General features: G+C 62.0%; 24 protein-coding genes. 7 read left to right on the top strand and 17 right to left on the bottom strand.

Annotated features, from left to right (window positions below):
• Positions 1-133 precede the first annotated feature (133 nt).
• Positions 134-610, bottom strand: coding sequence for a DUF4399 domain-containing protein (locus MJ643_RS27275; protein WP_024087878.1), 477 nt, complete (start codon positions 608-610; stop codon positions 134-136).
• A gap of 224 nt (positions 611-834) precedes the next feature.
• Between MJ643_RS27275 and MJ643_RS27270 the strand changes: the two genes are divergently transcribed.
• Complete coding sequence (locus tag MJ643_RS27270; protein WP_024087879.1) at positions 835-1323, top strand: transporter substrate-binding domain-containing protein; 489 nt, start codon at positions 835-837, stop codon at positions 1321-1323.
• A gap of 122 nt (positions 1324-1445) precedes the next feature.
• Here MJ643_RS27270 and MJ643_RS27265 read toward each other — a convergent pair whose 3' ends face one another.
• Both MJ643_RS27265 and MJ643_RS27260 read right to left on the bottom strand, forming a co-directional pair.
• On the bottom strand, positions 1446-1949 hold the full coding sequence (locus MJ643_RS27265) for a DUF523 domain-containing protein (RefSeq protein ID WP_013974680.1): 504 nt from the start codon (positions 1947-1949) through the stop codon (positions 1446-1448).
• Positions 1936-2568, bottom strand: coding sequence for a 2OG-Fe(II) oxygenase (locus MJ643_RS27260; RefSeq protein WP_024087880.1), 633 nt, complete (start codon positions 2566-2568; stop codon positions 1936-1938). Before MJ643_RS27260 ends, MJ643_RS27265 begins: the two co-directional genes overlap by 14 nt.
• A gap of 113 nt (positions 2569-2681) precedes the next feature.
• Between MJ643_RS27260 and MJ643_RS27255 the strand changes: the two genes are divergently transcribed.
• Positions 2682-3434: a DUF2059 domain-containing protein gene (locus tag MJ643_RS27255; RefSeq protein WP_013974682.1), complete on the top strand. Its 753-nt coding sequence runs from the start codon at positions 2682-2684 to the stop codon at positions 3432-3434.
• Here the strand turns inward: MJ643_RS27255 and MJ643_RS27250 are convergent, their stop codons facing one another.
• Positions 3435-4361, bottom strand: coding sequence for an alpha/beta hydrolase (locus tag MJ643_RS27250; protein WP_024087881.1), 927 nt, complete (start codon positions 4359-4361; stop codon positions 3435-3437). It abuts the gene before it with no gap.
• A gap of 218 nt (positions 4362-4579) precedes the next feature.
• Here MJ643_RS27250 and MJ643_RS27245 point away from each other — a divergent pair, with 218 nt between their 5' ends.
• The 3 genes from MJ643_RS27245 (at position 4580) to MJ643_RS27235 (ending at position 7693) form a co-directional block, all read left to right on the top strand.
• Positions 4580-5143, top strand: a complete 564-nt coding sequence (locus MJ643_RS27245; RefSeq protein ID WP_013974684.1) for a DUF6436 domain-containing protein — start codon at positions 4580-4582, stop codon at positions 5141-5143.
• A gap of 85 nt (positions 5144-5228) precedes the next feature.
• A complete protein-coding gene (locus tag MJ643_RS27240; RefSeq protein WP_013974685.1) occupies positions 5229-7421 on the top strand; it encodes an S-type pyocin domain-containing protein in 2193 nt (730 codons plus the stop codon).
• On the top strand, positions 7418-7693 hold the full coding sequence (locus MJ643_RS27235) for a bacteriocin immunity protein (protein WP_023662887.1): 276 nt from the start codon (positions 7418-7420) through the stop codon (positions 7691-7693). Before MJ643_RS27240 ends, MJ643_RS27235 begins: the two co-directional genes overlap by 4 nt.
• 39 nt (positions 7694-7732) lie before the next feature.
• On the opposite strand, the gene MJ643_RS27230 is transcribed toward MJ643_RS27235, so the two are convergent.
• Positions 7733-8284, bottom strand: a complete 552-nt coding sequence (locus MJ643_RS27230; protein WP_013974687.1) for a sugar O-acetyltransferase — start codon at positions 8282-8284, stop codon at positions 7733-7735.
• A gap of 86 nt (positions 8285-8370) precedes the next feature.
• Between MJ643_RS27230 and MJ643_RS27225 the strand changes: the two genes are divergently transcribed.
• On the top strand, positions 8371-10734 hold the full coding sequence (locus tag MJ643_RS27225) for a penicillin acylase family protein (protein ID WP_024087882.1): 2364 nt from the start codon (positions 8371-8373) through the stop codon (positions 10732-10734).
• A gap of 65 nt (positions 10735-10799) precedes the next feature.
• Positions 10800-11618, top strand: coding sequence for an alpha/beta hydrolase (locus MJ643_RS27220; RefSeq protein WP_038410227.1), 819 nt, complete (start codon positions 10800-10802; stop codon positions 11616-11618).
• A gap of 185 nt (positions 11619-11803) precedes the next feature.
• Here MJ643_RS27220 and MJ643_RS27215 read toward each other — a convergent pair whose 3' ends face one another.
• The 12 genes from MJ643_RS27215 to MJ643_RS27160 all read right to left on the bottom strand — a co-directional run bounded on the left by MJ643_RS27215 (position 11804) and on the right by MJ643_RS27160 (position 26062).
• Positions 11804-12589, bottom strand: a complete 786-nt coding sequence (locus tag MJ643_RS27215) for a MetQ/NlpA family ABC transporter substrate-binding protein (RefSeq protein WP_013974690.1) — start codon at positions 12587-12589, stop codon at positions 11804-11806.
• Positions 12590-12764: 175 nt separating this feature from the next.
• Positions 12765-13595 (bottom strand): sigma 54-interacting transcriptional regulator, encoded by an 831-nt coding sequence (locus tag MJ643_RS27210; RefSeq protein WP_013974691.1) that lies wholly within the window; start codon positions 13593-13595, stop codon positions 12765-12767.
• Positions 13596-13659: 64 nt separating this feature from the next.
• Complete coding sequence (locus tag MJ643_RS27205) at positions 13660-14241, bottom strand: alpha/beta hydrolase (protein ID WP_013974692.1); 582 nt, start codon at positions 14239-14241, stop codon at positions 13660-13662.
• Positions 14242-14896: 655 nt separating this feature from the next.
• Positions 14897-15886: a sulfate ABC transporter ATP-binding protein gene (locus MJ643_RS27200; protein ID WP_013974693.1), complete on the bottom strand. Its 990-nt coding sequence runs from the start codon at positions 15884-15886 to the stop codon at positions 14897-14899.
• A gap of 3 nt (positions 15887-15889) precedes the next feature.
• The gene (gene cysW / locus MJ643_RS27195; protein ID WP_015272212.1) at positions 15890-16762 is read right to left on the bottom strand and encodes a sulfate ABC transporter permease subunit CysW; all 873 of its coding nucleotides are present in this window, start codon (positions 16760-16762) and stop codon (positions 15890-15892) included.
• A gap of 11 nt (positions 16763-16773) precedes the next feature.
• On the bottom strand, positions 16774-17592 hold the full coding sequence (gene cysT, locus MJ643_RS27190) for a sulfate ABC transporter permease subunit CysT (RefSeq protein WP_024087884.1): 819 nt from the start codon (positions 17590-17592) through the stop codon (positions 16774-16776).
• 185 nt (positions 17593-17777) lie between these two features.
• Positions 17778-18785 (bottom strand): sulfate ABC transporter substrate-binding protein, encoded by a 1008-nt coding sequence (locus MJ643_RS27185; RefSeq protein WP_024087885.1) that lies wholly within the window; start codon positions 18783-18785, stop codon positions 17778-17780.
• A gap of 48 nt (positions 18786-18833) precedes the next feature.
• Positions 18834-19016: a sulfur starvation response protein OscA gene (gene oscA / locus MJ643_RS27180; protein ID WP_003258557.1), complete on the bottom strand. Its 183-nt coding sequence runs from the start codon at positions 19014-19016 to the stop codon at positions 18834-18836.
• A 204-nt stretch (positions 19017-19220) separates the two neighbouring features.
• Positions 19221-22274 (bottom strand): efflux RND transporter permease subunit, encoded by a 3054-nt coding sequence (locus tag MJ643_RS27175; RefSeq protein ID WP_013974698.1) that lies wholly within the window; start codon positions 22272-22274, stop codon positions 19221-19223.
• Positions 22271-23338 carry an efflux RND transporter periplasmic adaptor subunit gene (locus MJ643_RS27170; RefSeq protein ID WP_013974699.1) on the bottom strand — a complete coding sequence of 356 codons (1068 nt, stop codon included), beginning with the start codon at positions 23336-23338 and terminating at the stop codon, positions 22271-22273. The genes MJ643_RS27175 and MJ643_RS27170 overlap by 4 nt, the downstream gene beginning before the upstream one ends.
• A complete protein-coding gene (locus MJ643_RS27165) occupies positions 23335-24423 on the bottom strand; it encodes an efflux RND transporter periplasmic adaptor subunit (RefSeq protein WP_024087886.1) in 1089 nt (362 codons plus the stop codon). Before MJ643_RS27165 ends, MJ643_RS27170 begins: the two co-directional genes overlap by 4 nt.
• Before the next feature lie 1366 nt (positions 24424-25789).
• Positions 25790-26062: a DUF3077 domain-containing protein gene (locus MJ643_RS27160; RefSeq protein ID WP_023660782.1), complete on the bottom strand. Its 273-nt coding sequence runs from the start codon at positions 26060-26062 to the stop codon at positions 25790-25792.
• Positions 26063-26443 lie beyond the last annotated feature (381 nt).

The following is a 26443-nucleotide window of genomic DNA, read 5'->3' as shown; positions in this document are numbered from 1 at the left end:
ATTTTGCGGCCTACGGGCTAAAGCTCAAAGCGTCAGTCTTAACTGACTGGCATTAGCCCCGGTGGCCTCCCTTTTTTTGCCTGTGACATTGGTGTCGCTTGCTTCGCGGGCTTGCCCGCGAAGAGCTCAACCCCTATTTCACGTCGACAGTAATCTTCTGCGACACGACGCTCGGCTTGAACGGCACGTGATACTGGTCACCCAGCACCAGCTGCAGGGTGTGCTTGCCTGGGGTCAGGGTAATGCTGGTTTCGGTCTGCGCCTTGCCGAAGTGCAGTACTTGCGGGCCGTCCGGCAACGCGGTGCCGGCCTGTGGCATCAGGCTGGCCGGCAGGGCCATGTCGGCCACCGGCTCTTTATCCACATCCACCAGCAGGTGGTGGTGGCCGGTGTGCGGGGTGCTGTCACCCGCAGGCTTGAGTGCCATGCCCTCGATGCCGAACTTGACGGTGAAGGTTTTGTCGACCGTGGCGCCATCGGCGGGGGAAACGATGAAGACCTTGGCATCCTTGGGCGGCTCCTGGCTCTTCAGGGCATCTGCGGCACTGGCGAACATTGACGCTCCCATCAACAGACCAGCAACGGCAGCACGCGAAAATAGGCTGTTCATTCACTTCTCCTGTGATTCACTTATTGACCGCCGCCAGTATTCCGGTGGCGGCGGTGGTTCACCTTAGTTGATATGTTTGCCCAGATGTTCACATCGTCAGGCAGAAATATTTCAATCAGGGTTAAACAATGCCGAGGCTTCAAGGTCATAGGCTGCGCTCGACCACGGCGAGGAAGAAAGCCGTGGCGAAGGTTATTCATCTGCCAAAGAGAAAAGGGGCTTTAATGCGTTCGATCATAGGAGTAATGCTGGCGGTACTGATCACGCCATTGGCTCAGGCCGAGCTGATTGACGAAATTGCCGACCGGGGCGAACTGCGCATTGCCGTACAGGCCGACAACTCGCCGTACGCATTCAAGGAAAATGACCACCTGAGCGGCTTCGAGATCGACTTCGGCCAGGCGCTGGCCAAGGAACTGGACCTGCGCGCCGAGTTCATCGAAGCCCCTGCGGCAGAGGTACTGCCCGGTGTCGAGAGTGGCAAGTACGACATCGCACTGACCCCGTCGAGCGAATCACCCAAAGGTGACAGCCCGCTCGATGTGAGCCTGCCGTTTGGCGAGAAGCAGCTGGTAATCCCGTTCCAGAAGGACAACCCGGCGTTCGAGAGTGCGGTGAACAATGCACTGCAGCGGCTCAAGGACAGCGGGCGGACTGCCGAACTTGAGCAAAAGTGGTTCAAGGGTGTGCCTGAGACTGCGGCCGGGCAATAGGATTTTTGCTGCCTGTACCGGCCTCTTCGCGGGTGAACCCGCTCTCACAAGTTCTCCACAGCCCTCAACGCTTGTGATGTCCCTGTGGGAGCGGGTTCACCCGCGAAAGGGCCGGAACAGGCTTAAGCTGAAAGCCCGGCCAGAGCCTGCTGTGCCTCGTCCAGCTCCAGCTCGCTGAACACCAGCACCCCCGCCCGCCGCAGCAATGCCGTGGTCACCCCTTCCCCGGCCACCTTCACACCACTGAACGTGCCGTCATAGGTCAACCGGTTGCCACACGAAGGGCTTCCAGCCTTCAGCACGGCCACACGAATGCCATGCCGGTGCACCAACTCCAGCGCCCGTTGCGCCCCAGCCAGGAACTCGGCGCTGACATCCTCGCCCGTCACCGTCAGCACCTGCGCGCCACCGTCGAGCACCTCCCCACCCTGCCCGCCCGGTATCTCTGCAGGCGGCCGTGGGGTCGGCAAGCCACCCGCCACTTCCGGGCACAACGGCACCACGCGCCCTTCGGCCTGCCAGCGCTGCAACAGGTCGGGGTGGCCACTGGCGCGGCCGTCATAGCGCACTGGCTGCCCCAGCAGGCAGGCGCTGACCAGCACCTTGGGCAGGTCAGAAGGGGTCATTGCCACGGCGCCGGAACCAGCCGGTCAACGAAAGCCGCTCACGCCCTGCCGGCAGCACCTCATGGGGCACCTCGCCCGACAGGAACACCACCAGGCAGCCCGCCACCGGCTCGACATCATGCTCGACACCGTCCGCCAGGAACATGCGCAACTGGCCACCGTCCTGCGGCTGCCAGCCTTCATTCAGGTACAGGACTGCCGACACCATGCGCCGGTCATCATCGCGGAAGCGGTCCAGGTGCCGGCGATAGAACGCCCCTGGCGGGTACAAGGCAAAATGGCACTCGAAGTCTTCCAGGCCAAGGAACAGGCCCTGGTTGATGGCCTGGCGCAGCTGGTCCATGGCGCTCAGGTACTGGTCGCAGGCCTCGGCCTGGCCGGGGTCGATCCACTGGATCTGGTCGCCGCGAATGGCCTCGCGCACCTCCTGGGCAGCACCGCGCCCAACCCCTGCAGGGTTGAGTTCGCCTTCGGCATCACGGCGCCGACACTCGGCCGCGAGCGCACGCACCAGGTCGGCGGGCAGGAAAAGCGCCTGCTGGGACCAGCCATGGGTGGCCAGATCGTCGACGACGGCCGCAAGCATCGGGTGTTCAGGGGAGATGTGCATGGCGCGCATCATATCCATTAGCCATGCCGGCGCACAGCGCCACTTGGCCGAGAAGCACGCGGATATCTCGACAAACCGGCGCCCGGCCACGGACAATAGCCACCTGCCGACAGGAGTCCTGAATGCGCCGTCTGTTTTCCCTGATTCTGCTGATGATCTGCACCGTGCCTGTCTGGGCAGACAACCTGGATCAACTGTACAAGGCCGCCGGCTGGCCCGACCAGCGCGCCCATTTCAATGATGCCCTGACCGCTGCCCAGGAACGCTACCGCAACAGTTTGCCACCCGCCGTGTACCAGGCGCTGGTAAACAACAGCAACCAGCGCTTCCAGGCCCAGGCGGTGGACCGTCGCGCCCAGGCGCAGCTGCGCGCAACCTTGGCCAACCCGGCTCCGGCTCTGGCGTTCTTCCGGTCGCCGCTGGGGCGCAAGGTGGTGGCTGCGGAGCTCAAGGCCACACGCAAGGACGAACTGGCCAAGAATGCCAAGGGCTTGCCGAAGATCCAGGCCAGCGATGATCGCCTGCTGATAATCGGGCATCTGGCCCAGGCCCTGCCGGCGCGCGAAGCCGGTGCCGAAGTGAGCCTGGCCATTGCCGGCGTGGCGGCCGACAGCCTCAGCTCGATGATCCCCGGCCTGTTCGGCGGCGGTCAGGCCCAGAACCTGCTCGACGGCCAGCGCCAGCGCCTGATGGGCCAGATCGGCGAAGACCTCAACAACACCCTGCTGTATGTCTATCGCGACCTGTCCGATGCCGAGCTGGAAGAGTTCGCTACCTTTGCCGAGTCGCCAGACGGCAAGGCTTACTACCAGGCCGCCTTGGCCGCCGTTCGCGCAGGCCTGGCAGTTGGCCAGAGTAGCAGCGACCTTAAGTGATCAGCCCAGGCGCTGGTCGATGAAGTCGAAGTAGCGCTGGCGAATGCCCGGCAGCTCGTTGGCCAGGTGGTGACGGGCCTCGGGCAGCATCAGAATCTGCGGCTCGGCAAACTTGGCCTTGAGTACTTCGAGGTTGTACTGCCAGTCCACTGTGCCATCCGCTTCTCCTTGCACGATCAACGGCCGCCGCGTGCTGCGCGGCGCGGCCTCGATGCGTTTGACCCAGGCAATCAAGGCGCCCACCCAAGCTGTAGGCAGGCGGCGCGGTTGCAGCGGGTCGGCTTCGAGGAACGGCAGGAAGGTCGGGTCATTGGTGTTCTCGCTGAAGCGCCGCTCGATGCCATTCACGAAGTGACGCAACACACGATAGCTCAGCTTCGACCAGCGCCAGGCACAGGGCCGCACCAGCGGTGCCAACAGGATGACCTGGCCATCGATGGGGCTGCGCGCGCCTTGGTACAACAGGTGGTCCACGGCGATGGCGCCACCGGTGCTTTGACCGCATAGGTGCCACGGGCGCGGCAGTTGCAGCGTGCGCGCCTGCTCGAACAAAGCCTCCAGCACCTGCTGGTACACCGCGAAATCACTGATGCTGGCTCGCTCGCCGCTGGACAGGCCGTGGCCGGGCAGGTCGCAACTGATCACGGCGAACTCCTGTTTGAGCGCCCAATCGATCACATGCCTGTAGAGGCCCATATGGTCGTAATAGCCGTGCAGCAGGAACAGCGTCGCGCTCGGCTGGTCGGGTAGCCAGGCCTGCCCGACCAGCTCGAAGCCTGCGGCCTGGAAGCCGCCCAGCCAGCTGTGGGCCGACAGGTTCAGGCCATAGAAGCGCTGGTAGTCCTGCGCCTGCGCCGACAACGGCTGGCGAGCGGTCAGCGGCGCCAGGCTGGTGCGCAGGAGGTCTGGGTGAAAGGCAGCGGGCATCGGGTACATCCACAGTGAAGCAAGTATTGATCTGGGATATTCAGCTCTGGCTGGCGTCGTGGCAAGCTTGCTCACCTTCGAACTTGTAGGAGCGGCCTTGTGTCGCGATAGGGCCGCAAAGCGGCCCCAGCAATATCAGCTTGATGCACACATCCTGGGGGCGCTTCGCACCCCTTTCGCGACACAAGGCCGCTCCTACAGGGGGCCGCGGAAACTTCATGAAGACTCGGATCATCAAACCGCTGTGCATGGCAATCGCCCTTCTGGTCGGCCTGACCATCCTCTGGCAGGCCTACACCACGTTCCAGGCCCGCTACCTGCGCCCGTTCGACAATCAAGCCACGCTGTTCGACGGCAGCCAGCTGCAGTTGCCCCCCGAGCTGGCCGGCCCCGGCCCGATCAGGGTAGTGCATTTCTGGGACCCGGCCTGCCCGTGCAACGTCGGCAACCAGCAGCACCTGGGCGACCTGGTCAGCCAGTTCGCCAGCCAGGGTGTGACCTTCCACGTGCTGCAAAAGCCCGACAGCCACGGCCAGCTGCCCGCCAACCTCACCGCCCTCAAGCCACTCGCCAGCCTGCCCGGCAGCGAACACCTGCCCGCCTCCCCGGCCGTGGCCATCTGGGACCGGCAAGGCCACCTGGCCTACTTCGGCCCCTACAGCGAAGGCGCCGTGTGCAATGCCAGCAACAGCTTTGTGGAACCCATCATCAAGGCCTTGCTTGAAGACCGGCCGGTGCAGGCCAGCAATACATTGGCCATAGGGTGTTACTGCCCCTGGTAGTTAGTGGCTACCCGATAGATATCTACAGCTTCAGCCCGAGGGAGGATTTTTACCGTAGCGACATACAGATCAATGGAGAAACTGTATGTCACAAGGTTCCACCGAGCTTCCCAACAGCTATGTAGACAGCACCCGTCTTCCCGTCGGCCCTCAACTTTGGGGCACCCACCCCGGTGCATCGTTTCAACTGGTATCCGTTTTCGAGCCTGGGCGCCTGGATATCGACCTGATCGTACAGACCGAAAACGGCAAGTTAGGCGTTCAAAAGGCGCATGAACAGCGCCTCGCCACGTTACAGCAAGACCTCGACCAGGCCTTACGTGATCAAGCGGGCTCGCTGAATGGTCTTGGCGAAATCCAGGCGACAGAACGCACCATCGCTGCCATCAATGAGCTTCAGGCATTGTTCGCTACACGCCTGCAAGCAACGCGTGATCAGGCTTACAGCTTCTTCGGCGGTGACCCGGTAAATCGCAACCTTCATGAATTCCTGGCTGTAGCCCGAAAACCAAACGCTCCAGCAGACCCTCAGCAAGCGTGGCTCGACTCTTACCGAGCGGCGTTCGACGTGAAGTACCTGGAGCAGGTAAGCGGCGAGTTGGCCCAACGCCAACAACAGCTGCAGAGCACCTTGTCCACTCTCAGGATGAGGGAAAGTCATGATCAGGATATTGACCGGACGCTCCAACAGTACCATCAGGCCCTTGCTCAACTGGGCACAGCCAGCCAGGCGTTCCTGCAAGCCAGCAGCGCGTTGAAAGCGATGCTGACGGCCTTCGAGCGCCATCAGCAAGAAAGCGTTGCCCCGCAAGCAGCACTCGAGCATAGCCGCGAGCTAGAACGGGAAACGTCCGACCTGCTCAAGGCGCGCGAGCAGCTTGCCTCAACCTACTCCAGCATGAACCTGAGTCAAGGCCACTTGGCGTCGCAAGCTACCTGGATCGATTCCGCGCTCCAGTACCACGCGCCAGAAGGTTCCGCAGACCGCAAAGCGGCATTGCTAAACGTGCAGGCACAGCTACAAGCCCAAATTGCCGCCCATACCCAGACATCGCCCGCTGAAAGTACGGAGGTGATGCGGTTACTGGCACAAACAGACAACACCGTCGCCACCGTTTTCGACGAGCAGACTTCGCTGGCCGTCTTGTCTGGCCGTACTCCTGGCAATACACCTGTAACGTTCAACGCCTGGGTAGCCAGTATCCACCACCCGCTGATCCTGGCGACCTCACGCGGTGGCATAGCCCATTTCGAACCGATCTGGCTCGACTTTGGCGAAGCACTCGGCAAAGGCGCCCAACGTCTGCTCACCGGTGGGCTCCTGGCGGTCGCCAGGTATGTTCCTCTGATGCTGTATTCAGCTCGTCTGGGCGATGGTGAGCGCATGGGGGTGACCGTCCCGCTCGCCCTGATGAGTCCCGGCGCGGACCTTACCCTCGAAGCAAACCGCAAAGCTGGTCAGACGCTTGAGCTGCCCTTGCGGATGGACGCTGTCCCTCAGGGCAAGCAGACGGAGGTGTACTTGGCAGCCACGGATGGCAGCGCCCTTCTGCGCGATGTGCGCGTACGCCAGGCACAGTGGGACGCAGCCCAAGGCGCGTACAGATTTACCGCCGAAGGCCCAGGTGGCGCAACGCTATTTTGGCACCCGGCGACGCCGCCCTCGACGCTGTCTGCCACCGGCGAGAACGGTACGGTCATCCCTGGCTCCCCTATCGTCGAGGATCTGCAGAAGCACCTTCCGGGCCCTATCATCGTCCCGCCGGATCCGGATATCCGTACGCTCCCTGAACTGCCCGAACTGCAGATCGACGACTACGTCATCATCTTCCCGGCAGACTCGGGGCTGGCGCCGATTTATGTGATGTTGCGCAACCCACGGAATTTACCAGGGGTTGCAAGCGGCAACGGCGTTATCACACCAGACAGGGTTCTGGATGCAGCCACTACTGCGGCGGGCGCGCCGATTCCAGCAAAGATTGCGGAAAGGCTCAGGGGGCGGAGGTTTGCCAGATTCGATAGGCTAAAGGAGGCAATCTGGATGGAGATTGCGACAGATGAGGTATTCAGTCGCCACATCATGCCCGCAATCCTCGACGACATGCGTAGAGGGCTAGCGCCATTCGCCAAGCGCGACCAGCGAGTAGGAAAGCGAGTCAAGTTAGAGATTCACCACAAGCACGAAATTGCAAAGGGTGGCGCAGTGTACGACTTCGATAATCTCGTGTTCATGACTCCCCAAGTCCACATAAACCATCACAGAGGAAACAATCAATGACGTTGAAACAGAGTTTGACGGAGTACACAGAGCCTGAGTTTCTCGCATTGGTGTCGGATCTATATGCGGATCGGACGGGCCTCAAGGGTGCTGAGCTGGAAAAGCACCGGATTGATATTGTTCTTCTTTTCGAGAAGTTGACCGAGCACCCTGACGGGTCAGACGTGATTTATTACCCCCCAGATGGGGCAGATGTCAGCCCGCAAGGCGTCGTCAACCGTATTAAAGAATGGCGCGCCGCCAACGGCAAACCCGGCTTCAAAGCCGCCTGACCCTAAGCCCTGCGACCAACACCGCAGGGCTTTTTCATATCAACCACGCACCCGCGCCGGGCTACCTACAACCGTCACCCCCGCCGGCACATCCCGAGTCACCACACTACCGGCACCCACCACGGCGTTATCACCAATGGTCACCCCCGGCAGGATGATCGCCGCGCCGCCGATCCACACGTTGTTGCCGATGGTCACCGGCCGGCCACTCTCCAGCCCTGTGCGGCGCACCTCGGGGTCGAGCGGGTGGTCGGCGGTATAGATCTGCACGTTGGGGCCGATCTGGCAATCATCACCGATATGCACCGGCAGCACATCGAGGATCACGCAGTTGAAATTCATGAAGGTGTTGCGGCCGACGCTGATGTTGTAGCCATAGTCGCAATAAAACGGTGGGCGGATCACCGCGCCTTCGCCGACCTGGCCAAAGTGCTCTACCAAGAGCCCATGACGTGCGTCGTTGAGCAATTCGACACTGCTGTTGTAGCGGTGCATCCAGTGCTTGTTGGCGATCTGCTCGGCCTGCAGCTCGGGGCAGCCAGCGTGATAGAGCTGGCCTGTAAGCATTTTCTGTTTTTCGCTGAGGGACATGGAAACTCCTTCCTGGGGCTATGCTCTGGTCGCGAATCCGCCGATCATCGGACCACATTTTTCGCTTGAACGCACAAGGAGCCTGCATGAAGCGCAGCTTGACCCTGTTGGCCGTGATGGTTGCCGTGGCCGCCGGCGCCGGATACTGGTATGTGCAGGGCAAGCTGCCGCAACGCGAGGGCGAGGTGGCCATCGCCGGCCTGCAGGCGCCGGTCAACGTGCGCTACGACGCCCGTGGGGTGCCGCACCTGCAGGCGCAGAGCGAGCCGGACCTGTATCGTGCTCTCGGTTACGTGCATGCCCAGGACCGGCTGTTCCAGATGGAGATCCTGCGGCGCCTGGCCCGGGGCGAGCTGGCCGAGGTACTGGGCGACAAGCTGCTGCCCACCGACACCCTGTTCCGCAGCCTGCGCATTCGCGAACAGGCAGCACTGATGGCCAAGCGTCAGGACCGCCAGTCACCCGCCTGGCAAGCCCTGCAGGCCTACCTCGACGGGGTGAACAGCTGGCAGGCCAGCCACCCAAAACCCGTGGAGTTCGACCTGCTCGGCATCACCCCACGCCCCTTCAGCGCCGAAGACACCCTGAGCATCGCCGGCTACCTGGCCTACAGCTTCGCCGCCGCGTTTCGCACCGAACCCGCGCTTACCTATATCCGCGACCAGCTGGGCCCTGAGTACCTGAACATCTTCGATCTCGCCTGGCAGCCCGAGGGTGCCTTGGGTACACCGCTGGCCGCTGCCGACTGGCAAAGCCTGGAGGCCCTCGCCCGCCTCAGCCATGACGCGCTGGGCGATGCGGGCATCCCTCAATTCGAGGGCAGCAACGCCTGGGCCGTGGCCGGCAGCCGCACCCGCAGCGGCAGGCCGCTGCTGGCCGGCGACCCGCACATCGGTTTTGCGGTGCCGGCGGTGTGGTACGAGGCCGAGCTGTCGGCGCCGGGCTTCAACCTGTATGGCTACTTCCAGGCGCTCAACCCGTTCGCCCTGCTCGGCCACAACCGCGACTTCGGCTGGAGCCTGACCATGTTCCAGAATGACGACGTCGACCTGATCGCCGAGCACACCAACCCTGCCGACGCCAACCAGGTGATGGTCGATGGCAAATGGCAGGCGCTGGAAAAGACCGAGCAGCAGATTGCCGTTAAAGGCGAAGCACCGGTCACCCTCAGCCTCCGCCGGTCGCCCCATGGCCCGATCGTCAACGACGTGCTGGGTGCCACTGCCGGGCCCACGCCAATCGCCATGTGGTGGGCGTTCCTGGAAACCGAAAACCCGCTCCTCGACGGTTTCTACCATCTCAACCGCGCGGATACCCTGGGCAAGATGCGCGAGGCTGCGGCCAAGGTGCATGCGCCAGGGCTGAACCTGGTCTGGGCCAATGCCCGTGGCGATATCGGCTGGTGGGCGGCGGCGCAGTTGCCGATCCGCCCCGACGGCGTCGACCCCGTGTTCATCCTCGATGGTGCCAGTGCGCAGGCGGACAAGCTCGGCTTCTACCCCTTCAGCGTCAACCCCCAGCAGGAGAACCCGGCACGCGGCTACATTGTCTCGGCCAACTACCAGCCTCCGGCGGCAGTGCCGATACCCGGTTACTACAACCTGCCGGACCGAGGCCGCCAGCTCGATCGCCACTTGGCCAACCCCGATGTGAAGTGGGATACCCAAAATAGCCAGGCGCTGCAGTTGGACACTGCCAGCGACTATGGCCCGCGCACCCTTGCACCACTGCTGGCAACGCTACGCGCAGTGGCCGAAGGGGACGAAGAGAAGGAGCTGGTCGAGCAACTGGCAGCCTGGAGCGGCGACTACCCGCTCGACTCGACCAGTGCCACGCTGTTCAACCAGTTCCTCTACGAGCTGGCATTCGCGGCCCTGCATGACGAGCTGGGCGACACCTGGTTCCCGGTACTTATCAGCACCCGCGCCATCGACGCCGCCCTGCCGCGCCTGGCGGCGGATGCCGATTCGCCGTGGTGGAACACCCGCGGAGCCAACCAGCGCACCGACCGTAACGCCGTGGTGCGCATGGCGTGGCAGAACACCTTGAAGCACCTGCGGGAAACCCTGGGCAACGACCCGGCCAGTTGGCAGTGGGGCAAGGCCCATACCCTGACCCACAACCACCCGCTGGGGGTCAAAAAGCCGCTGAACCTGCTGTTCAACGTCGGCCCGTTCGCCGCACCGGGCACCCATGAAGTGCCGAACAACCTCTCGGCGAAGATCGGCCCGGCGCCATGGCCGGTGACCTATGGGCCGTCGACGCGGCGGCTGGTCGACTTTGCCGATGCCGGGCAGGCGCTGACCACCAACCCGGTCGGGCAGAGTGGCGTGCCGTTCGACAGGCATTTTGCGGATCAGGCCGAAGGGTATGTGCAGGGGCAGTACCAGAAGGCGCAGATGGGGGTGATTCCGGCGCAGAGTACCTTGCGTCTGGTGCCAGCTCAGTAAAGGGGCTGCAAAGCGGCCCCGACAATTTCGAATACCCTACAGCACTCCCAGCCGAGACCCATTCCATGCAAAGACACTTCATCGAAATCGACGGCGCCCGCATGAGCTACATCGACCAGGGCCAGGGTTTCCCGGTCCTGCTCGGTCACAGCTACCTGTGGTCCGCCGAGATGTGGCAGCCACAAATCGAAGCCTTGTCAGCACACTTCCGCGTCATCGTCCCCGAACTGTGGGGCCACGGCGGCTCCGATGCTCCGCCTGCCACGACCATCGACATGAACAGCTTGGTCCACCAGCACCTGACGTTGCTGGACAAACTGGAAATTACCAAGTGCCACCTGGTCGGGCTGTCGGTAGGCGGTATGTGGGGGGCACCGCTGGCTGCTACCCACCCTGAACGAATTGATCGCCTGGTGCTCATGGACACTTACCTGGGCGCCGAGCCGGAGGAAACTCGGCTCAAGTATTTCGCCTTGCTGGATACCGCCAGCGCAGCCGGCGAATTCAGCGACCCGTTGCTCGACATCATCGTGCCTATTTTTTTCCACGCAGGCGGCCAGACCGTGCCTGAAATCCGTGAGCGGTTTCGTGCTCAGCTGAAGGCAAGCAGTGCACAAATCATTCGCGAGAGCCTCGATCCCATGGGGCGGATAATCTTTGGACGACACGACCTGCTGGCGCAACTCGAGCAGCTGCCGAGCGAGAGAACCATCCTGATGTGCGGCGACCAGGACATTCCGCGGCCGCCGGAAGAGTCCAATGAAATGGCGCGGATCATTGGCTGCCTGGCGGCGCAGATTCCGTTTGCGGGGCATATCTCCAGCCTGGAGAACCCGCGGGTGGTGAATGAGTTCCTGTTGAACTGGCTACCGCGTAACCAGTGAGATCGCCGGGGCTGCTTTGCAGCCCTTGTGGGAGCGGGTTTACCCGCGAAGCAGGCAACGCGGTGGATGGCACGGGCTTCGCCCGTGTTCGCGGGTAAACCCGCTCCCACAGGTAACTATGCCCACACATAAAAACGCCGACACAAGGGTGTCGGCGTTGGGTCATGCCAGGTAATGCAAGCGCATCAGAACGCCGGCAGCACCGCACCTTGGTACTTCTTGGCGATGAACTCCTTCACTTCCGGGCTGGTCAGGGCCTTGGCCAGTTTCTGGATGGCTTCGCTGTCCTTGTTGTCCGGGCGGGCGACCAGGAAGTTCACGTATGGCGAGTCGCTGCCTTCGATCACCAGCGCGTCCTTGGCCGGGTTCAGGCCGGCTTCCAGGGCGTAGTTGGTGTTGATCATGTCCAGGTCGACCTGGTCCAGCACGCGCGGCAGCATGGCCGACTCAAGCTCGCGGAACTTCAGCTTCTTCGGGTTCTCGGCAATGTCCTTGGGGGTGGCCAGGGCGTTCTTCGGATCCTTCAGGGTGATCAGGCCAGCCTTCTGCAGCAGTAGCAGGGCGCGGCCGCTGTTGCTGCCCTCGTTAGGGATGGCAACGGTAGCGCCTTCTTTCAGTTCGCTCAGGCTCTTGACCTTCTTCGAGTAACCACCAAAGGGTTCGACATGCACGCCGATCACGGTTTCCAGGTGGGTGCCCTTGCCTTCGTTGAAGTTCTGCAGATAAGGCAGGGTCTGGAAGTAGTTGGCGTCCAGGCGCTTCTGGTCAACCTGCACGTTCGGCTGCACGTAGTCGGTGAAAACCTTGATCTGCAGGTCCACACCTTCCTTGGCCAGGGTCGGCTTGATCAGCTCGAGGATTTCGGCGTGCGGTACCGGGGTGGCGGCGACAACCAGTTTCTCGGCGGCGGTAGCCAGGCCGGCAAACGACAGGGCAGCGGCCAGGGCAGTGGTCAGCAGGGTCTTCTTCATGGTGATCCTTGTTCTGGTTCTGGGCCATCGACGATGGCGAATCGGGTGCCCAACCGGTTCACCAGCGGGCGTGAGGCGGACAATACCCAGATTTTTTATTCCGTAAAAATATCTTTTATTTAGCTGCTTATTCCAAAAACAAAATGCTATCAGCCATTTTGCTTTTGAGCAGTGCCTAGCGCGCAGGGTCGGGCAGGTCCAGGTCCTCTGCCAGGATCTCCTCGCCATCATTCAGCAGCAAGGCAAAGTGGATGACATTCTCCAGTTCACGGGTGTTGCCGGGCCAGGGGTGTGCCTCCAGCGCCTGCTGTGCCGCCTCGCTAACCAGCGGCACAGGCCGCTGCAGGCGCACGCTGTAGATGCCCACGAAGTACTCGGCCAACGGCAGAATATCGCCCGGCCGCTCGCGCAGTGGCGGCAGCTCCAGCGTGCCCTCGCGCAGGTACTGGTACAGGCGCTCGTTGAAACGCCCCGCGCGCACCACCCGCGCCAGGTCGATACTGGTGGCGGCTACCAGGCGCACGTCCACCGGTTGCGGCTGCTGCGCGCCCACCCGGGTAACCTCACGGTTTTCAAGGGCGGCCAGCAGCTTGCCCTGGATGGCCAGCGGCAAGTCGGCGATCTCGTCCAGGTACAACGTGCCGCCGTTGGCCGAGCCGAACCAGCCGGCACGGCTGCTGGCTGTGCCGCCTTGGCTGCCGGCACTGTAGCCGAACAGCTCGGCATCGGCGTAGGTGGGGCTGATGGCAGCGCAGTTGACCGACACGAACAACCCGCTGCGGTCACTGGCACGGTGGATCTGCCGAGCCAGCAGTTCCTTGCCGGTACCGGTTTCGCCACGGATCAGCACTGGCAAGGGTTGTGGCGCCAGGTGCTCGAGCTCCTCGCGCAGCTGCTGCGAACGTGGGTCGATGAACACCAGCGCCTTGGCGCGGATGCTCAGCGGGCTCTTGTCCAGTTCAGGGAAGGTCAGCAACGGCTGGCCAAAAGGGTTTTGAAAAGTCATGACGAACTCCCGCCCCAGACCTTCAATGGCCGGGCGTCAGGCAAACGGTAAACAGTAAGGGCGATCAGGCGCGGCGCAGTGCGCGCTGCTCGACCCGGCTCTGCAAGCGATACAAGTAGGCGAAACCTTGTTCCCAGCGCTCATGGCCGGACTTGACGTTGATGTGCCCGGCGTTGGTCAGCAGCCCTGCTTCGGCGCCCCAGACCTGGGCCAGATACAACGCCCTTGGCACGCTCACGGCCGGGTCGTTGTCCGAGCTGACCACCTGGCTGGGGAATGGCAGTGCTTCGGTCGGGATCGGCGCGAAGTTGCGCAGAGCCGGCGCGCAGGTTGGCCGCTCTACGTCAGCGGGTGCCACCAGCAGCGCGCCACGTACCCGCCGCAGCAGGGCCGGGCTGGCCTGCGCGGCCCAATGAGCGACGGTTATGCAGCCCAGGCTATGGGCAATCAGAATCACCGGTGAGCGCTCGGCGGCAATCGCCTGCTCCAGTGCCTGCACCCAGTCCTGGCGTTGCGGGGTCAGCCAGTCGTGCTGCTCGACCCGGGCACTGTTGGGCAAGGTGCGCTGCCAGTGACTTTGCCAATGGTTGTCTGGCGATCCTTGCCAGCCCGGCACAATCAGGTAACGAATCGACTCATTGCGCATGGGGACGCCTCCAGTGAGTTTGCGTGCTTGGAGACAAGTATAGGGAGGGAGTTATATCAGTAAAGGAATAAGAAGATATTTATTAATAACCAAAATATCAATATTGTGCGCGCCCCCTGTGGGAGCGGGCATGCCCGCGAAGCAAGCACCGCGGTGGATGGCACGGGCTTCGCCCGTGTTCGCGGGCACGCCCGCTCCCACAGGAATCACGCAAAAAAAGGGGCCATCCCCTGCCAAGAGATATGGCCCCTAAGCACTTGCCTGAAGAAAGTTGACGGGTTCAGCGCGCGGTAATCACCGCCAGCTTGCTGATCCCCGCACGTTCGATAGCCGCCATGGCCCGCGCTGGACATTACCCATTGATCAAGCTCCTGGGGCTCGATTCAGGTGTGTGGCTGAATCATCGGGGTCAGGGGCTTATCTCTCAAAGTAATTTTTAAAATTATGGTTAGAACTTTACTGAATATATTTTTTGAAGGATTGTGGCAAAGCTGCGGAATTCGCGGGCTGTAGCCGGGCGGGCTTTCAATCATGCATTGCCGGCATGCGAAATATTCGCGAAAGGCATGAGATTGCCGCGAGGGCTGCGCCCTCGATCCATCAGGCATAAAAAAACCCGGGACCAACCCCGGGCTTTTTCATTATCAAAGGCGACTCAGATATCCGCCACCTTCTGCCAAACCTTCGGCCGGAAGAACAATGTCTCCCCCCGCGCCAACCCGGTCAGGCTGTCATGGTCCTTGACCACTTCGGCCTCGATCAGCTCGCTCTGCCCCTCCACCTTCAAGGTCACCCGCGTGGTCGCGCCCAACGGCCGAATGTCGCGCACCTCGGCCGCATGGTGCCCTTCGGTCTCGTGCCGCGACAGCGACACTTCGTGGGGGCGGAACAGCACATGATGCCCTTCGCTCAGGGCCAGGCGGTTGGAGTCACCAAGGAAGTGGTAGACAAAATCGTTGGCCGGGTGCTCGTACACCTCGCCCGGCGAGCCGATCTGCTCGATCACGCCCTTGTTCATCACCACGATGCGGTCAGCCACCTCCATGGCTTCTTCCTGGTCGTGGGTGACGAACACCGACGTCAGGTTGATGTCCTCGTGCAGGCGCGCCAGCCAGCGGCGCAGCTCCTTGCGCACCTTGGCATCCAGCGCACCGAAAGGCTCGTCCAGCAACAGCACCTTGGGTTCCACCGCCAGCGCACGGGCCAGGGCGATACGCTGGCGCTGGCCACCGGACAACTGCTCGGGGTAGCGGTCGGACAGCCAGTCCAGCTGCACCATGTTCAGCAGTTCATGCACCTTCTCGGCTATCTTGCTCTCGCTCGGGCGCTCGCCCTTGGGCTTCATGCGCAGGCCGAAGGCAACGTTGTCGAACACACTCATGTGGCGGAACAACGCGTAGTGCTGGAACACGAAACCGACGTTGCGGTCGCGCACGTCATGGCCGGACACGTCCTCGCCATGGAACACGATATTGCCCTGGTCGGGGGTTTCCAGGCCGGCGATGATGCGCAGCAACGTGGTCTTGCCGCAGCCGGACGGGCCAAGTAGCGCCACCAATTCGCCGCTGTTGATGTCCAGGTTGATGTTGTCCAGGGCCTGGAAGCTGTTGAAGCGCTTGCTGACGTTACGAACTTCGATCGACATGAATCATTCCTCCGCGGCGCTGTGGCGCAGGCGGTTAATACGGTTCTCGCTCCACTGCTTGAGCAGCAGGATGAAGAGCGCCAGGATCAGCAACAGGCTGGCCACGCTGAAGGCCGCGACATGGTTGTACTCGTTGTAGAGGATCTCCACGTGCAGCGGCAAGGTGTTGGTCACGCCGCGAATGTGGCCGGACACCACCGACACCGCGCCAAACTCGCCCATGGCCCGCGCGGTGCACAGCACCACCCCATAGATCAGGCCCCATTTGATGTTTGGCAGGGTCACGTGCCAGAACATTTGCCAGCCATTGGCACCGAGCAGGCGCGCGGCCTCCTCTTCCTGCGTGCCCTGCTCCTGCATCAGCGGGATCAGCTCACGGGCCACAAACGGTACGGTGACGAAGATGGTGGCCAGGACGATGCCCGGCAGGGCGAACACGATCTGGATATCGTGGTCCTGCAGCCATGGCCCGAACAGGCCTTGAGCGCCGAACATCAGCACGTAGACCAGGCCGGCGATCACCGGCGACACCGAGAACGGCAGATCGATCAGGGTGACCAGGATACTCTTGCCACGGAAGGTGTACTTGCTCACGCACCAGGCGGCGCTGACACCGAACACTAGGTTCAGCGGCACCGAAATGGCCACGGCGAGCAGGGTCAGCTTCAGCGCCGACAATGCGTCAGGCTCGAAGATCGCCTCGAAGAAGGTGCCGAAGCCGTTCTTCAGCGCCTGCGACACCACGATCACCAGTGGCAGCAGCAGGAACAGCGCGAACACCAGCCAGCCAAGGCCGATCAGGATACGCCGCGAAGTGGCGCTGCCCCGGCGGGCAGCGTTGGCGGCGGCGGTTGCATTCAGGGATGAACTGGACATGCCGGCCTCCTTCAAGGGGTTTCGATGCGGCGCTGCAGCAGGTTGATCAGCAGCAGCAGGATGAAGGAAACCACCAGCATCAGCACGCCGATGGCGGTCGCGCCGGTGTAGTCGTATTGGTCGAGCTTGACCATGATCAGCAGCGGCAGGATCTCGGTCTTCATCGGCATGTTGCCGGCAATGAAGATCACCGAACCATACTCGCCCACGCCGCGGGCGAAGGCCAGGGCAAAACCTGTCAGCCAGGCAGGCAGTAGCGCTGGCGCCAGCACGTGGCGGAACACCTGCAGCGGCTTCGCGCCCAGGCAGGCGGCGGCCTCCTCCACTTCACGTGGGATGTCGGCCAGTACCGGCTGCACCGTCCGCACCACGAACGGCAGGGTGACGAAGGTCAGCGCCAGGGTGATACCCAGCGGGGTGTAGGCGATCTTGAAGCCCAGGTCGGTGGCGAACTGGCCGACCCAGCCCGAGGGCGCGTACAGGGCGGTCAGGGCGATACCGGCTACGGCCGTGGGCAGGGCGAACGGCAGGTCGATCATTGCATCGATGATCTTGCGCCCGGGGAAGGTGTAGCGCACCAGCACCCAAGCCAGCAGGGTTCCGATCAGGCCGTTGATGATGGCGGCGAACAGGGCGGTGCCGAAGCTCAGCTTGAGCGCGGCGATCACCCGCGGCGCACTGATGACGGTCCAGAACTGCTCCCAGGTAAGCTGCGCGGCATGCACGAACATGGCGGCCAGCGGTATCAGCACTATCAGGCTGAGGTACACCAAGGTGTAGCCCAGCGTCAGCCCGAAGCCGGGTATGACGGGGGAAATGCGACGTGACATAAATATCCCTGGTTGAACGCACGAAACCCGGGACAGATCCCGGGCCGGTGCAAGCTTCTGAATCCTGGGGCTGCTTTGCAGCCCAATCGCGACGCAAGGCCGCTCCCACAGGAGATTACGGTTCCTTGTGGGAGCGGCCTTGCGTCGCGAATGGGCCGCATGGCGGCCCCGCTTTTCCTTGGCCCTTACTGTGCCTGATAGATCTGGTCGAACACACCGCCATCATTGAAAAATTTAGGTTGTGCAGTCTTCCAGCCACCAAAGTCCTTGTCGATGGTTACCAGGTCCAGTTTCGGGAACTGCTTGCCAAACTCGGCAGCGACCTTCTCGTCACGCGGGCGGTAGAAGTTCTCGGCTGCGATCTTCTGCCCGGCCGGGCTGTACAGGTGCTTGAGGTATTCGGTGGCAATCTCGGTATTGCCCTTCTTCTCGGCGTTCTTGTCCACCACCGCCACCGGCGGTTCGGCGAGGATCGACAACGACGGCACGACGATCTCGAACTTGTCGGCGCCACCGTCTTCCTTCAGCGCCAGGAAGGCTTCGTTTTCCCAGGCCAGCAGCACATCGCCCTGGCCGTTATTGACGAAGGTGATGGTCGAGCCACGGGCGCCGGTATCCAGCACCGGGACGTGCTTGAACAGCTCCTGCACGTACTCCTTGGCCTTTTCTTCGCTACCGCCGGCCTTCAGGCCATAGGCCCAGGCCGCCAGGAAGTTCCAGCGGGCGCCGCCGGAGGTTTTCGGGTTGGGGGTGATGACCGACACATCCTTCTTGATCAGGTCGCCCCAGTCCTTGATGCCTTTCGGGTTGCCCTTGCGCACCAGGAACACGATGGTCGAGGTGTACGGGGTGCTGGCCTCCGGCAGGCGGGTCTGCCAGTTGTCTGGCAGGGTCTTGCCGAGCTTGGCGACTTCATCGATGTCGCCGGCCAAGGCCAGGGTCACCACGTCGGCACGCAGGCCGTCGATCACCGCACGGGCCTGCTTGCCCGAACCGCCGTGGGATTGCTGGATCTTCACCTTGTCGCCCGGGTGGGCCTGCTGCCAGTGCTTGATAAACTCGGCGTTGTACTGCTGGTACAGCTCGCGGGTCGGGTCGTAGGACACGTTCAGCAGTTCGTAGTCCTTGGCGATGGCGGAACCGGCAAAAACAGCACTGGCCAGGGCGGCAAGCGCATAACGGCGGATGGACATGGTGAAGCTCCCGATTGGCATTTTTCTAGTTTTGAATGTGTGGCGCGATCAGCCGGTCTTGTTGCCGGGCTGCTGCAGGCGGAACTTCTCCTTGCGCTCGATCTGTACGACCTGAGCGTTGTGCACGGTTATCTCCACCGCACCGAATCGCAGGTCGCGCAGAGCGCTCTGGATTTCACGCAGAATGGTGGCTTCGTCCTGACCGTCGATGCTACGCAGAGATGCACTCATGCTCGTTCTCCTTGGAGTGAGGGTGCCGGGCTGAGGTTTGAAGGGGATTTGCGCCTGGCTTGAGGGCAATAGTAGTGAGGCGGGGTTATTCTTAAAAATACTGTTTGAGAATGTTTATATAACCAAAACAAAATACAATTTTGAAAGCGACGGAAGACCCTGTGGGAGCGGGTTCACCCGCTCCCACAGAGCCCGTGCAGGGCTTCAGTTGTGTTTCTGTGGCTCGCGGATCTTGTACCAAGCCACATACAAGGCCGGCAGGAACAGCAGCGTCAGCAGGGTCGCCACGATGATCCCGCCAATCATGGCGTAGGCCATCGGCCCCCAGAACACCTCGCGGGCAATCGGGATCATGCCCAGGCTCGCCGCCGCCGCGGTCAGCAGAATCGGCCGGCGCCGGTGGTTGGTTGCCTCCACCACCGCATCCCACGGCGACAAGCCCTGGGCTTCGAACTCGTCGATCTGCGTCACCAGGATCACCGAGTTACGAATGATGATGCCCGCCAGCGCGAGAATGCCGAGAATCGCCACGAAGCCCATGGGCGTACCTGTGGGCACCAGCGCAATGATCACGCCAATCAACCCCAGCGGCGCCACGCTGACCACCAGGAACAGCTTCTGCACGCTGTGCAGCTGGATCATCAGGAACGTCGCCATCAGGAACAGCATCAGCGGGATGACCTTGCGGATCGGCCCCTGCGCCTTGGCGCTCTCCTCCACCGTACCGCCGGTGGCCACTTCGAAGCCCACCGGCAACTTGCTGGCGAACTCGTCGATCTTCGGCTTCAGCTGGGCCACCAGGTCGGTGGGCTGGATGTCGCCGTTGACCGAAGCCTTGATGGTGATGGTCGGCTTGCGGTCGCGACGCCACACCAGCGGCTGCTCCAGCTCGTAGCGCACGGTGGCGAACGCCAGCAGCGGGATCGAAGTGCCGTTGGGTGTCAGGATCTGCAGGTTCTGCAGGGTATCCGGCGAGCCACGCTCGCTGTCCTCGGCACGGGCGACCACGTCGACCAGGTAGATGTTGTCGTTGACCTGGGTGATCTGCACGCCGCTGACGATGCTGTTCATCACATTGGCCACGTCCTCCGACGACAGGCCCAGCTGGCGCGCCTTGTCCTGGGCGATTTCCACGCGCAGCACCTTACCCGGCTCGTTCCAGTCGTAGATCATCTCGCCGATGTGTTCGTTCTGGTCGAGCAAGGTGGCCAGCTCGATGGCGTGCTTGCGAACCTCGTCGATATTGGCACCGCTTACCCGATACTGGATCGGTCGGCCCACCGGTGGGCCCATTTCCAGCGATTGCACGTTGGTGCCGACGCCAACGAATTCTTCATGCAGGATCTTCTGCAGGCGCTCCATCATGGCCTGGCGTTCTTCGAAGCCCTTGCTGACGATCACCAACTGCGCGTAGTACGGGTTCTGCAACTGCTGGTCGAGGGGCAGGTAGAAGCGGATCGCGCCCTGGCCGATATAGGTACTCCAGTGCACCAGGTCCGGGTCGTCCTTGATCCGCGCCTCGAAACGGTCGACCACCTTGCGCGTCTCCTCGATCGAGGCGTTCTGCGGCAGGTTGAGGTCGACGAGGATTTCCGGGCGGTCAGAGGACGGGAAGAACTGGTTCTGCACGAAGCGTTCGCAGAAGATCGCCAGGGCGAACAACACCACGGTGCCGATGATGGTCAGCCAGCGGTTGCGCATGCACCACAACAAACCATGCTCGAAGGCCCGGCCGACGCGCCCCGGCTCGGCTTCATGGTGTTTGAGCTTGGCACTGCTGAGGATGTGCACGCCTAACACCGGGGCGAAGAATACCGCCACCACCCACGACACCATCAGTGCCACGGCAATTACCGCAAACAGCGTGTAGGTGTATTCACCGGCCGAACTGGCGTTGAGGCCGATCGGCACGAAGCCGGCCACAGTCACCAGGGTGCCGGTGAGCATGGGGAAGGCTGTGGAGGTATAGGCAAAAGTCGCCGCCTGCTCCTTGCTTTCGCCCATTTCCAGCCGTGTGACCATCACTTCCACAGTGATCATCGCATCATCCACCAGCAGGCCCAGGGCGATGATCAGCGCCCCCAGCGAAATCCGCTGCATGGTGATACCGCTGTACTCCATGAACACGAACACCATGGCCAGCACCAGCGGGATCGAGCAGGCCACCACCAGCCCGGCACGCACGCCGAGGCTGACGAAGCTCACCGCCAGCACGATCACCACCGCCTCGAACAGCGCACTGGTAAAGCCGCCGACCGCTTGCTTGACCACCACGGCCTGGTCGGAAACAGTGTGCACCCCGACGCCCACCGGCAGGTCTTCGACCACCTGGTCCATGCGTTTTTTCAGCGCCGCGCCGAACACCTGGATATTGCCGCCGGCCTTCATGCCGATGGCCAGGCCCAACGCCGTCTGGCCGTTGTAGCGGAACATTGGCGAAGGGGGGTCGACGTAACCACGCTCGATATCGGCGATGTCGGCCAGGCGGAAGAAGCGGTCGTTGATCTTCAGGTTGACGGTTTCCAGGTCTTTTTCCGAGGTGAACTGCCCGGAGGTACGCACCGAGATACGTTCCGGCCCGGCCTCGATCACGCCGGCAGGGGTCACGGCGTTTTGCGATTGCAGGGCCTGCATGACCTGGCGCTGATCGATGCCCAGGGCTGCCAGCTTGCGGGTAGAGAAGTTCAGGTACAGCACTTCGTCCTGGGTGCCGATCAGCTCGATCTTGCCGATGTTGGGCACATCGCGCACTTCGGCCCGCGCCTGTTCCACGTAGTCGCGCAGCTGGCGCAGGGTCAGGCCGTCGGCGGTGAAGGCATAGATAGAACCGAACACATCGCCGAATTCATCGTTGAACCCGGGCCCCTGGATGCCTGCAGGGAACTCACCGCGAATGTCCTGGATCTTCTTGCGCACCTGGTACCAGATTTCCGGGATGTCCTTGGCCTTGGTGGTGTCGCGCAGGTACACGTAGACCGTGGATTCGCCGGGGCGGGTGTAGCTTTTGGTGTAGTCGAGGGAGTCGAGTTCCTCGAGCTTCTTCTCGATACGGTCGGTGACCTGGTACAGGGTTTCGTCCTGGGTCGCGCCGGGCCAGCGGGTCTGGATGACCATGGTCTTGATGGTGAACGACGGGTCTTCCTCACGGCCCAGGTTGAAGTAGGAAAAGATCCCCATCAGCAGGCCGACGAACATCAGGTACCAGACGAACGATTGATGCTTGAGTGCCCAGTCGGACAGGTTGAAGCTTCCTTTCATTGCGCATCCTCGTCGAAGGTGACCTTCTGGCCAGGCTTGAGGCTGTTCACGCCCGCAGTCACCACCCGCTCGCCGGGCTGTACGCCCGAGGTCAGGACGATGCTGTCGGCGGTTCGACCGATCAGGGCCACATCACGGGTGGCCACGGTCTTCTGCTGCGTATCAATCACCCATACCTGGGTCTTGCCGTCGCGCTCGAGCAAGGCACTCAAGGGCAGTTCGCTGCGCGGCGACACCTCCGAACTCAGGGTCACGCTGATGGCAGTGCCCAGGTGGAAGGCCGCCGGGGTGCTGGCCAGGGTCAGGCGCGCGCGGCGGGTGCGCGTGGTGGCGTCGGCCTGGGGTTCCAGTTCCCGCAGGCTGGCGGTGGTGTTGATGGTCGGGTCCAGCTGCGAAGCAACGGTGAAGGTCAGGCCTTTGCTCAACTGCTCGGCCAGGCCGATCGGCAGATCGATCACCGCTTCCTTCACATCCGGCCTGGCCAGGGTTACCACGGCCTGGCCGGCGGTGACGGTTTGCCCGGCTTCGGCCTGCCAGGCAGTGATTACCGCGGCGTGGTCGGTGCGCAGGGTGCTGTAGTCGAGCTGGTCACGCGCCTGGCTGAGTGCAGAGCGCGCCTGCTCCAACGCCGCGCTGGTGGTTTTCAGGTTGGTCTGGGCGATATCCAGCTGGGCCTGGGCGCCTACGCCACGGTCATATAGCTGTTGCTGCCGGCGGGCATCGGCCTGGGCGTTGATCCACTGCGCCTGCACCTTGGCCAGGTCGCCTTCGGCGGCGCGCAACTGGTTCTGCTGGTCGGTCGGGTCGAGGGTGGCCAGGGTATCGCCCGGTTTCACCTGGGCGCCCACATCCAGCCAGCGCCGGGCAATACGCCCGGAAACCCGGAAGCCCAAGGTGCTTTCGAAACGGGCCTGGATACTGCCGGCGAAGCGGCCGAGCTGCGACTGCACCTGGGGTTCGACCTTGACCGACAGCACCGGCCGAATCGGTTCCGGCACTTCATCCTCGCTACTGCAGCCGGCCAACAGCACGCCGGCCGACAGCATCAGCAGCAGGCGCTTCATAGCTCACCCCCTTTGGCCTTGGCATCGATCTTCAGCACCTGCATGCCGGGGTGCAGCAACTGCCCGCCATTGACCACCACGGTCTCGCCGCCTTTCAGGCCACTGGCGACCACGATCCTGCCGGTGAGGTAACGGCTGACCTCGACCTTGCGCAGCTCTACCTTGTCACCCTCGCCCACCACCCACACGGCGGGCTCATGCAGGGCTTTGGTCAGTGCCGACCATGGCAGCTCGATACTTGGCCGGCCCTGGGCATTGGTGGTGGCCGTCACCGGTGCACCCAGTTGCATCCCTGGCGGCACATCCCTCAGCCCGACCTTGACCTGTACCGTGCCGCTTTGCGCGGACACCGTGGGGGTGATTTCGCGCACGAAGCCACGGGCCTGGACCTTGGGGTCGTCCAGCAGGCTGACGATCACGCCGGCGTCGCTTGGCGGAGCCACCAGCAGCGATTCGTAGACATTGAACACGGCATCACGGTCGCCATCGGTGGCCAGGCTGAAGATCGGCATGGTCGCCTGCACCACCTGGCCAACCTCGGCCTGGCGCTCGGTGATGACCCCATCGGCCTCGGAGACCAGCGCGGTATAGCTCAGTTGTTCGTTGGCATTGGCCAATTGTGCCTGTGCGGCCTTGAGCGCGCTCTGGTTGCTACGCAGCGCGGCTTCGGCGGAATCGTATTCGCTCTGGCTGGTGTAGCCCTTGGGCAACAGCTTTTGCTGGCGTACGAAGGCAGCGCTGGTCTGGGTGACCCGCGCCTGCGCGGCGAACACCTCGGCCTTGGCCGAGTCGACATTGTTCTGCAGGTCTTTCGGGTCCAGCCGCGCCAACACCTGGTTGGCCTTTACGTGGTCGCCGACATCGACGCTGCGCGAAATGATCTTGCCGCCCACCCGGAACGACAGGTCGGTCTGCACCCGCGCCTGCACATCGCCAGTCAGGGTGACCCTGGCAGCGAAATCGGTGGGGGATACCTGTTGCACGCCTACGCGTGGCAATGTTTCGGTGGTTTCTTCCTTACTACAGCCCGACAGCAGGGACACAAGCCCCAGGCAGACGACCAACAGCGGACGTATCAACGTCATGCAGGCTCCTTGCTTGCGCGCAAATGATTCGTGGGATGCGACTGTTAGCGTAGATCAGGGTTCGATAAACATCACTGACGGGGATCAGTTCAGCATTTTCAGCGCTTGTCGGGCGGGCGGGTCTGCGAATCGGCCGCACAGGTCAGACGGTCCACCAAAAACCTAGCATTTATGCCAGTAGCTGGAAGCATGCGACCGTTACATAGTGAGATGACCTTGGTCGAACCGACAAACTCAGCTACGCCTGGGCAATTTCTGTCAAAGTCTGAAACTGAGAAGCCATATGGACGCGCGCGAAACTTCACTCCGTTTTTACCAGAACAACAGATGTACCACCGAAATCTGCGGGTCTGTAACACGCTCGTATTTTCACCATGAGGGGAACCTCTTGGCACAACGCACGGCAGGTGCAGATACACCGCTTTTACTCTTCGCAGTGAACAGCAGCAACACAGTGATGAGTGCGTTCGAACAGGCTGGTAGAACGCAGTACCGTTATACCCCGTACGGCCAACGCCCGGCCTCTGCCGATTCTAATATGCCTTTGGGATTCAATGGCGAGCAGCTGGACGAAGTAACAGACTGTTACTCGCTGGGTAATGGCTATCGTCAGTATAGTCCCGTGCTGCAGAGGTTGTGCAGCCCCGATGATGAAAGCCCGTTTGAGGAAGGTGGGTTGAACCCCTACGCGTATTGTGTAGGGGACCCGGTGAACAACGTTGACCCCACCGGGCACTTTTCTTTCTCATTACTTTTTATGGCTACGACATAATTAGCCAGCCTTGGAACACTCACTGCAAGTTTTATTGTAAAAGATCCTAAAGCCCGAGATGTTCTACAGGGCGTATCTGGGTTACTTACAGCCGTCGCGCTTGCGGCGGGTGCCTATAACCTGGGTAAGCGCATCCCTCTACGACCATCGCGGGGTGCCCCCGTGGGCAGAGGGAATACTGCTCAACCGCCCGGGATTCCCCAAAACAATAATCACCGAAGTGCCGCGAGAAGCCTAAATTCCGTTCCGCCCGAGAGCAACAACGAGAGTTTCGAACTCAATGGGCTTTACATGGCTCCACGAACGTACATTATCCCTCGAGCAAGGATCCAGCCTAGTGTAGGTTCGAGCACACCAGCGAATTTTGGAAGCACACCAGCGAATAGACATCCAACACCGGGCGCACCAACGACAGAGCTCCCTGCTGGCGTGAAAAAGATTCGTAATTTAAAGAACTGACGGGAATTTATTAGGCATTTCCAGCGCCTGCGCGGGCCTCTTCGCGGGCACGCCCGCTCCCACAGGATGGTCGCCAGCCTCAAGCCTGCGCTGTACCTGTGGGACCGGGCGTGCCCGCGAAAGGGCCGGTACAGGTCAGAGCTGAACTGAAGCCTTGTTCAGTCCCAGTTCGATGTCATCGATCAGTGCTTTGGCAAAGCCACTGAGAATTCTCGCGGCACTACCGGCCAGCCGGTCATTTTCCATCTCGGCTTCGGTCGTCAGGTGATTGATGCACCCGAGCATGACGGAGAGTTCGGAGAAGGCATGGTTGAAAGGGATATTGGCCTGGACGCGGAAAAGGTCCATGCAGGTTTCTTTACCGACGGTGCTGCTGTTTTTTGGGTGATCTGGAACGTGCGTTGTCATGGTCGGAATCCAATGTCGTTTATAGAACCGCCAGCTCATCTTTCTCACGGATAAGGGGTGGCAGCCGTACGCGGGGTGAGAAAACCGAGGACATTGAACCCGGCCAGGCCGAGGCCTGCCCACGCAAGGCCGCCATGACAGGAAGCCTGTTCAACATCGAGCGGGTTTCTCACACCCGGTCACCTTGATTGGCGACTCGACGACGTTATCCCTGGGGCATTTCCCCTACAACAGAGCAGCTTCCACACGGCTCGTAGGATAATTCCCAAGCCGATCCAACTGAAGCCTTTGGTTTGAGTTGATGAAAAGTCGTACACCTTCAGGGCCTCTTCGCGGGTGAACCCGCTTGTATGGTTAGACTTGAAGGGGTGGTGGGACTAA

The sequence above is a fragment of the Pseudomonas sp. PNPG3 genome (genome assembly GCF_023093815.1).
Classification (GTDB): domain Bacteria; phylum Pseudomonadota; class Gammaproteobacteria; order Pseudomonadales; family Pseudomonadaceae; genus Aquipseudomonas; species Aquipseudomonas asiatica.
The sequence above is the reverse complement of the archived record's forward strand: the minus strand, read 5'-3'. Positions and strand labels throughout refer to the sequence as shown.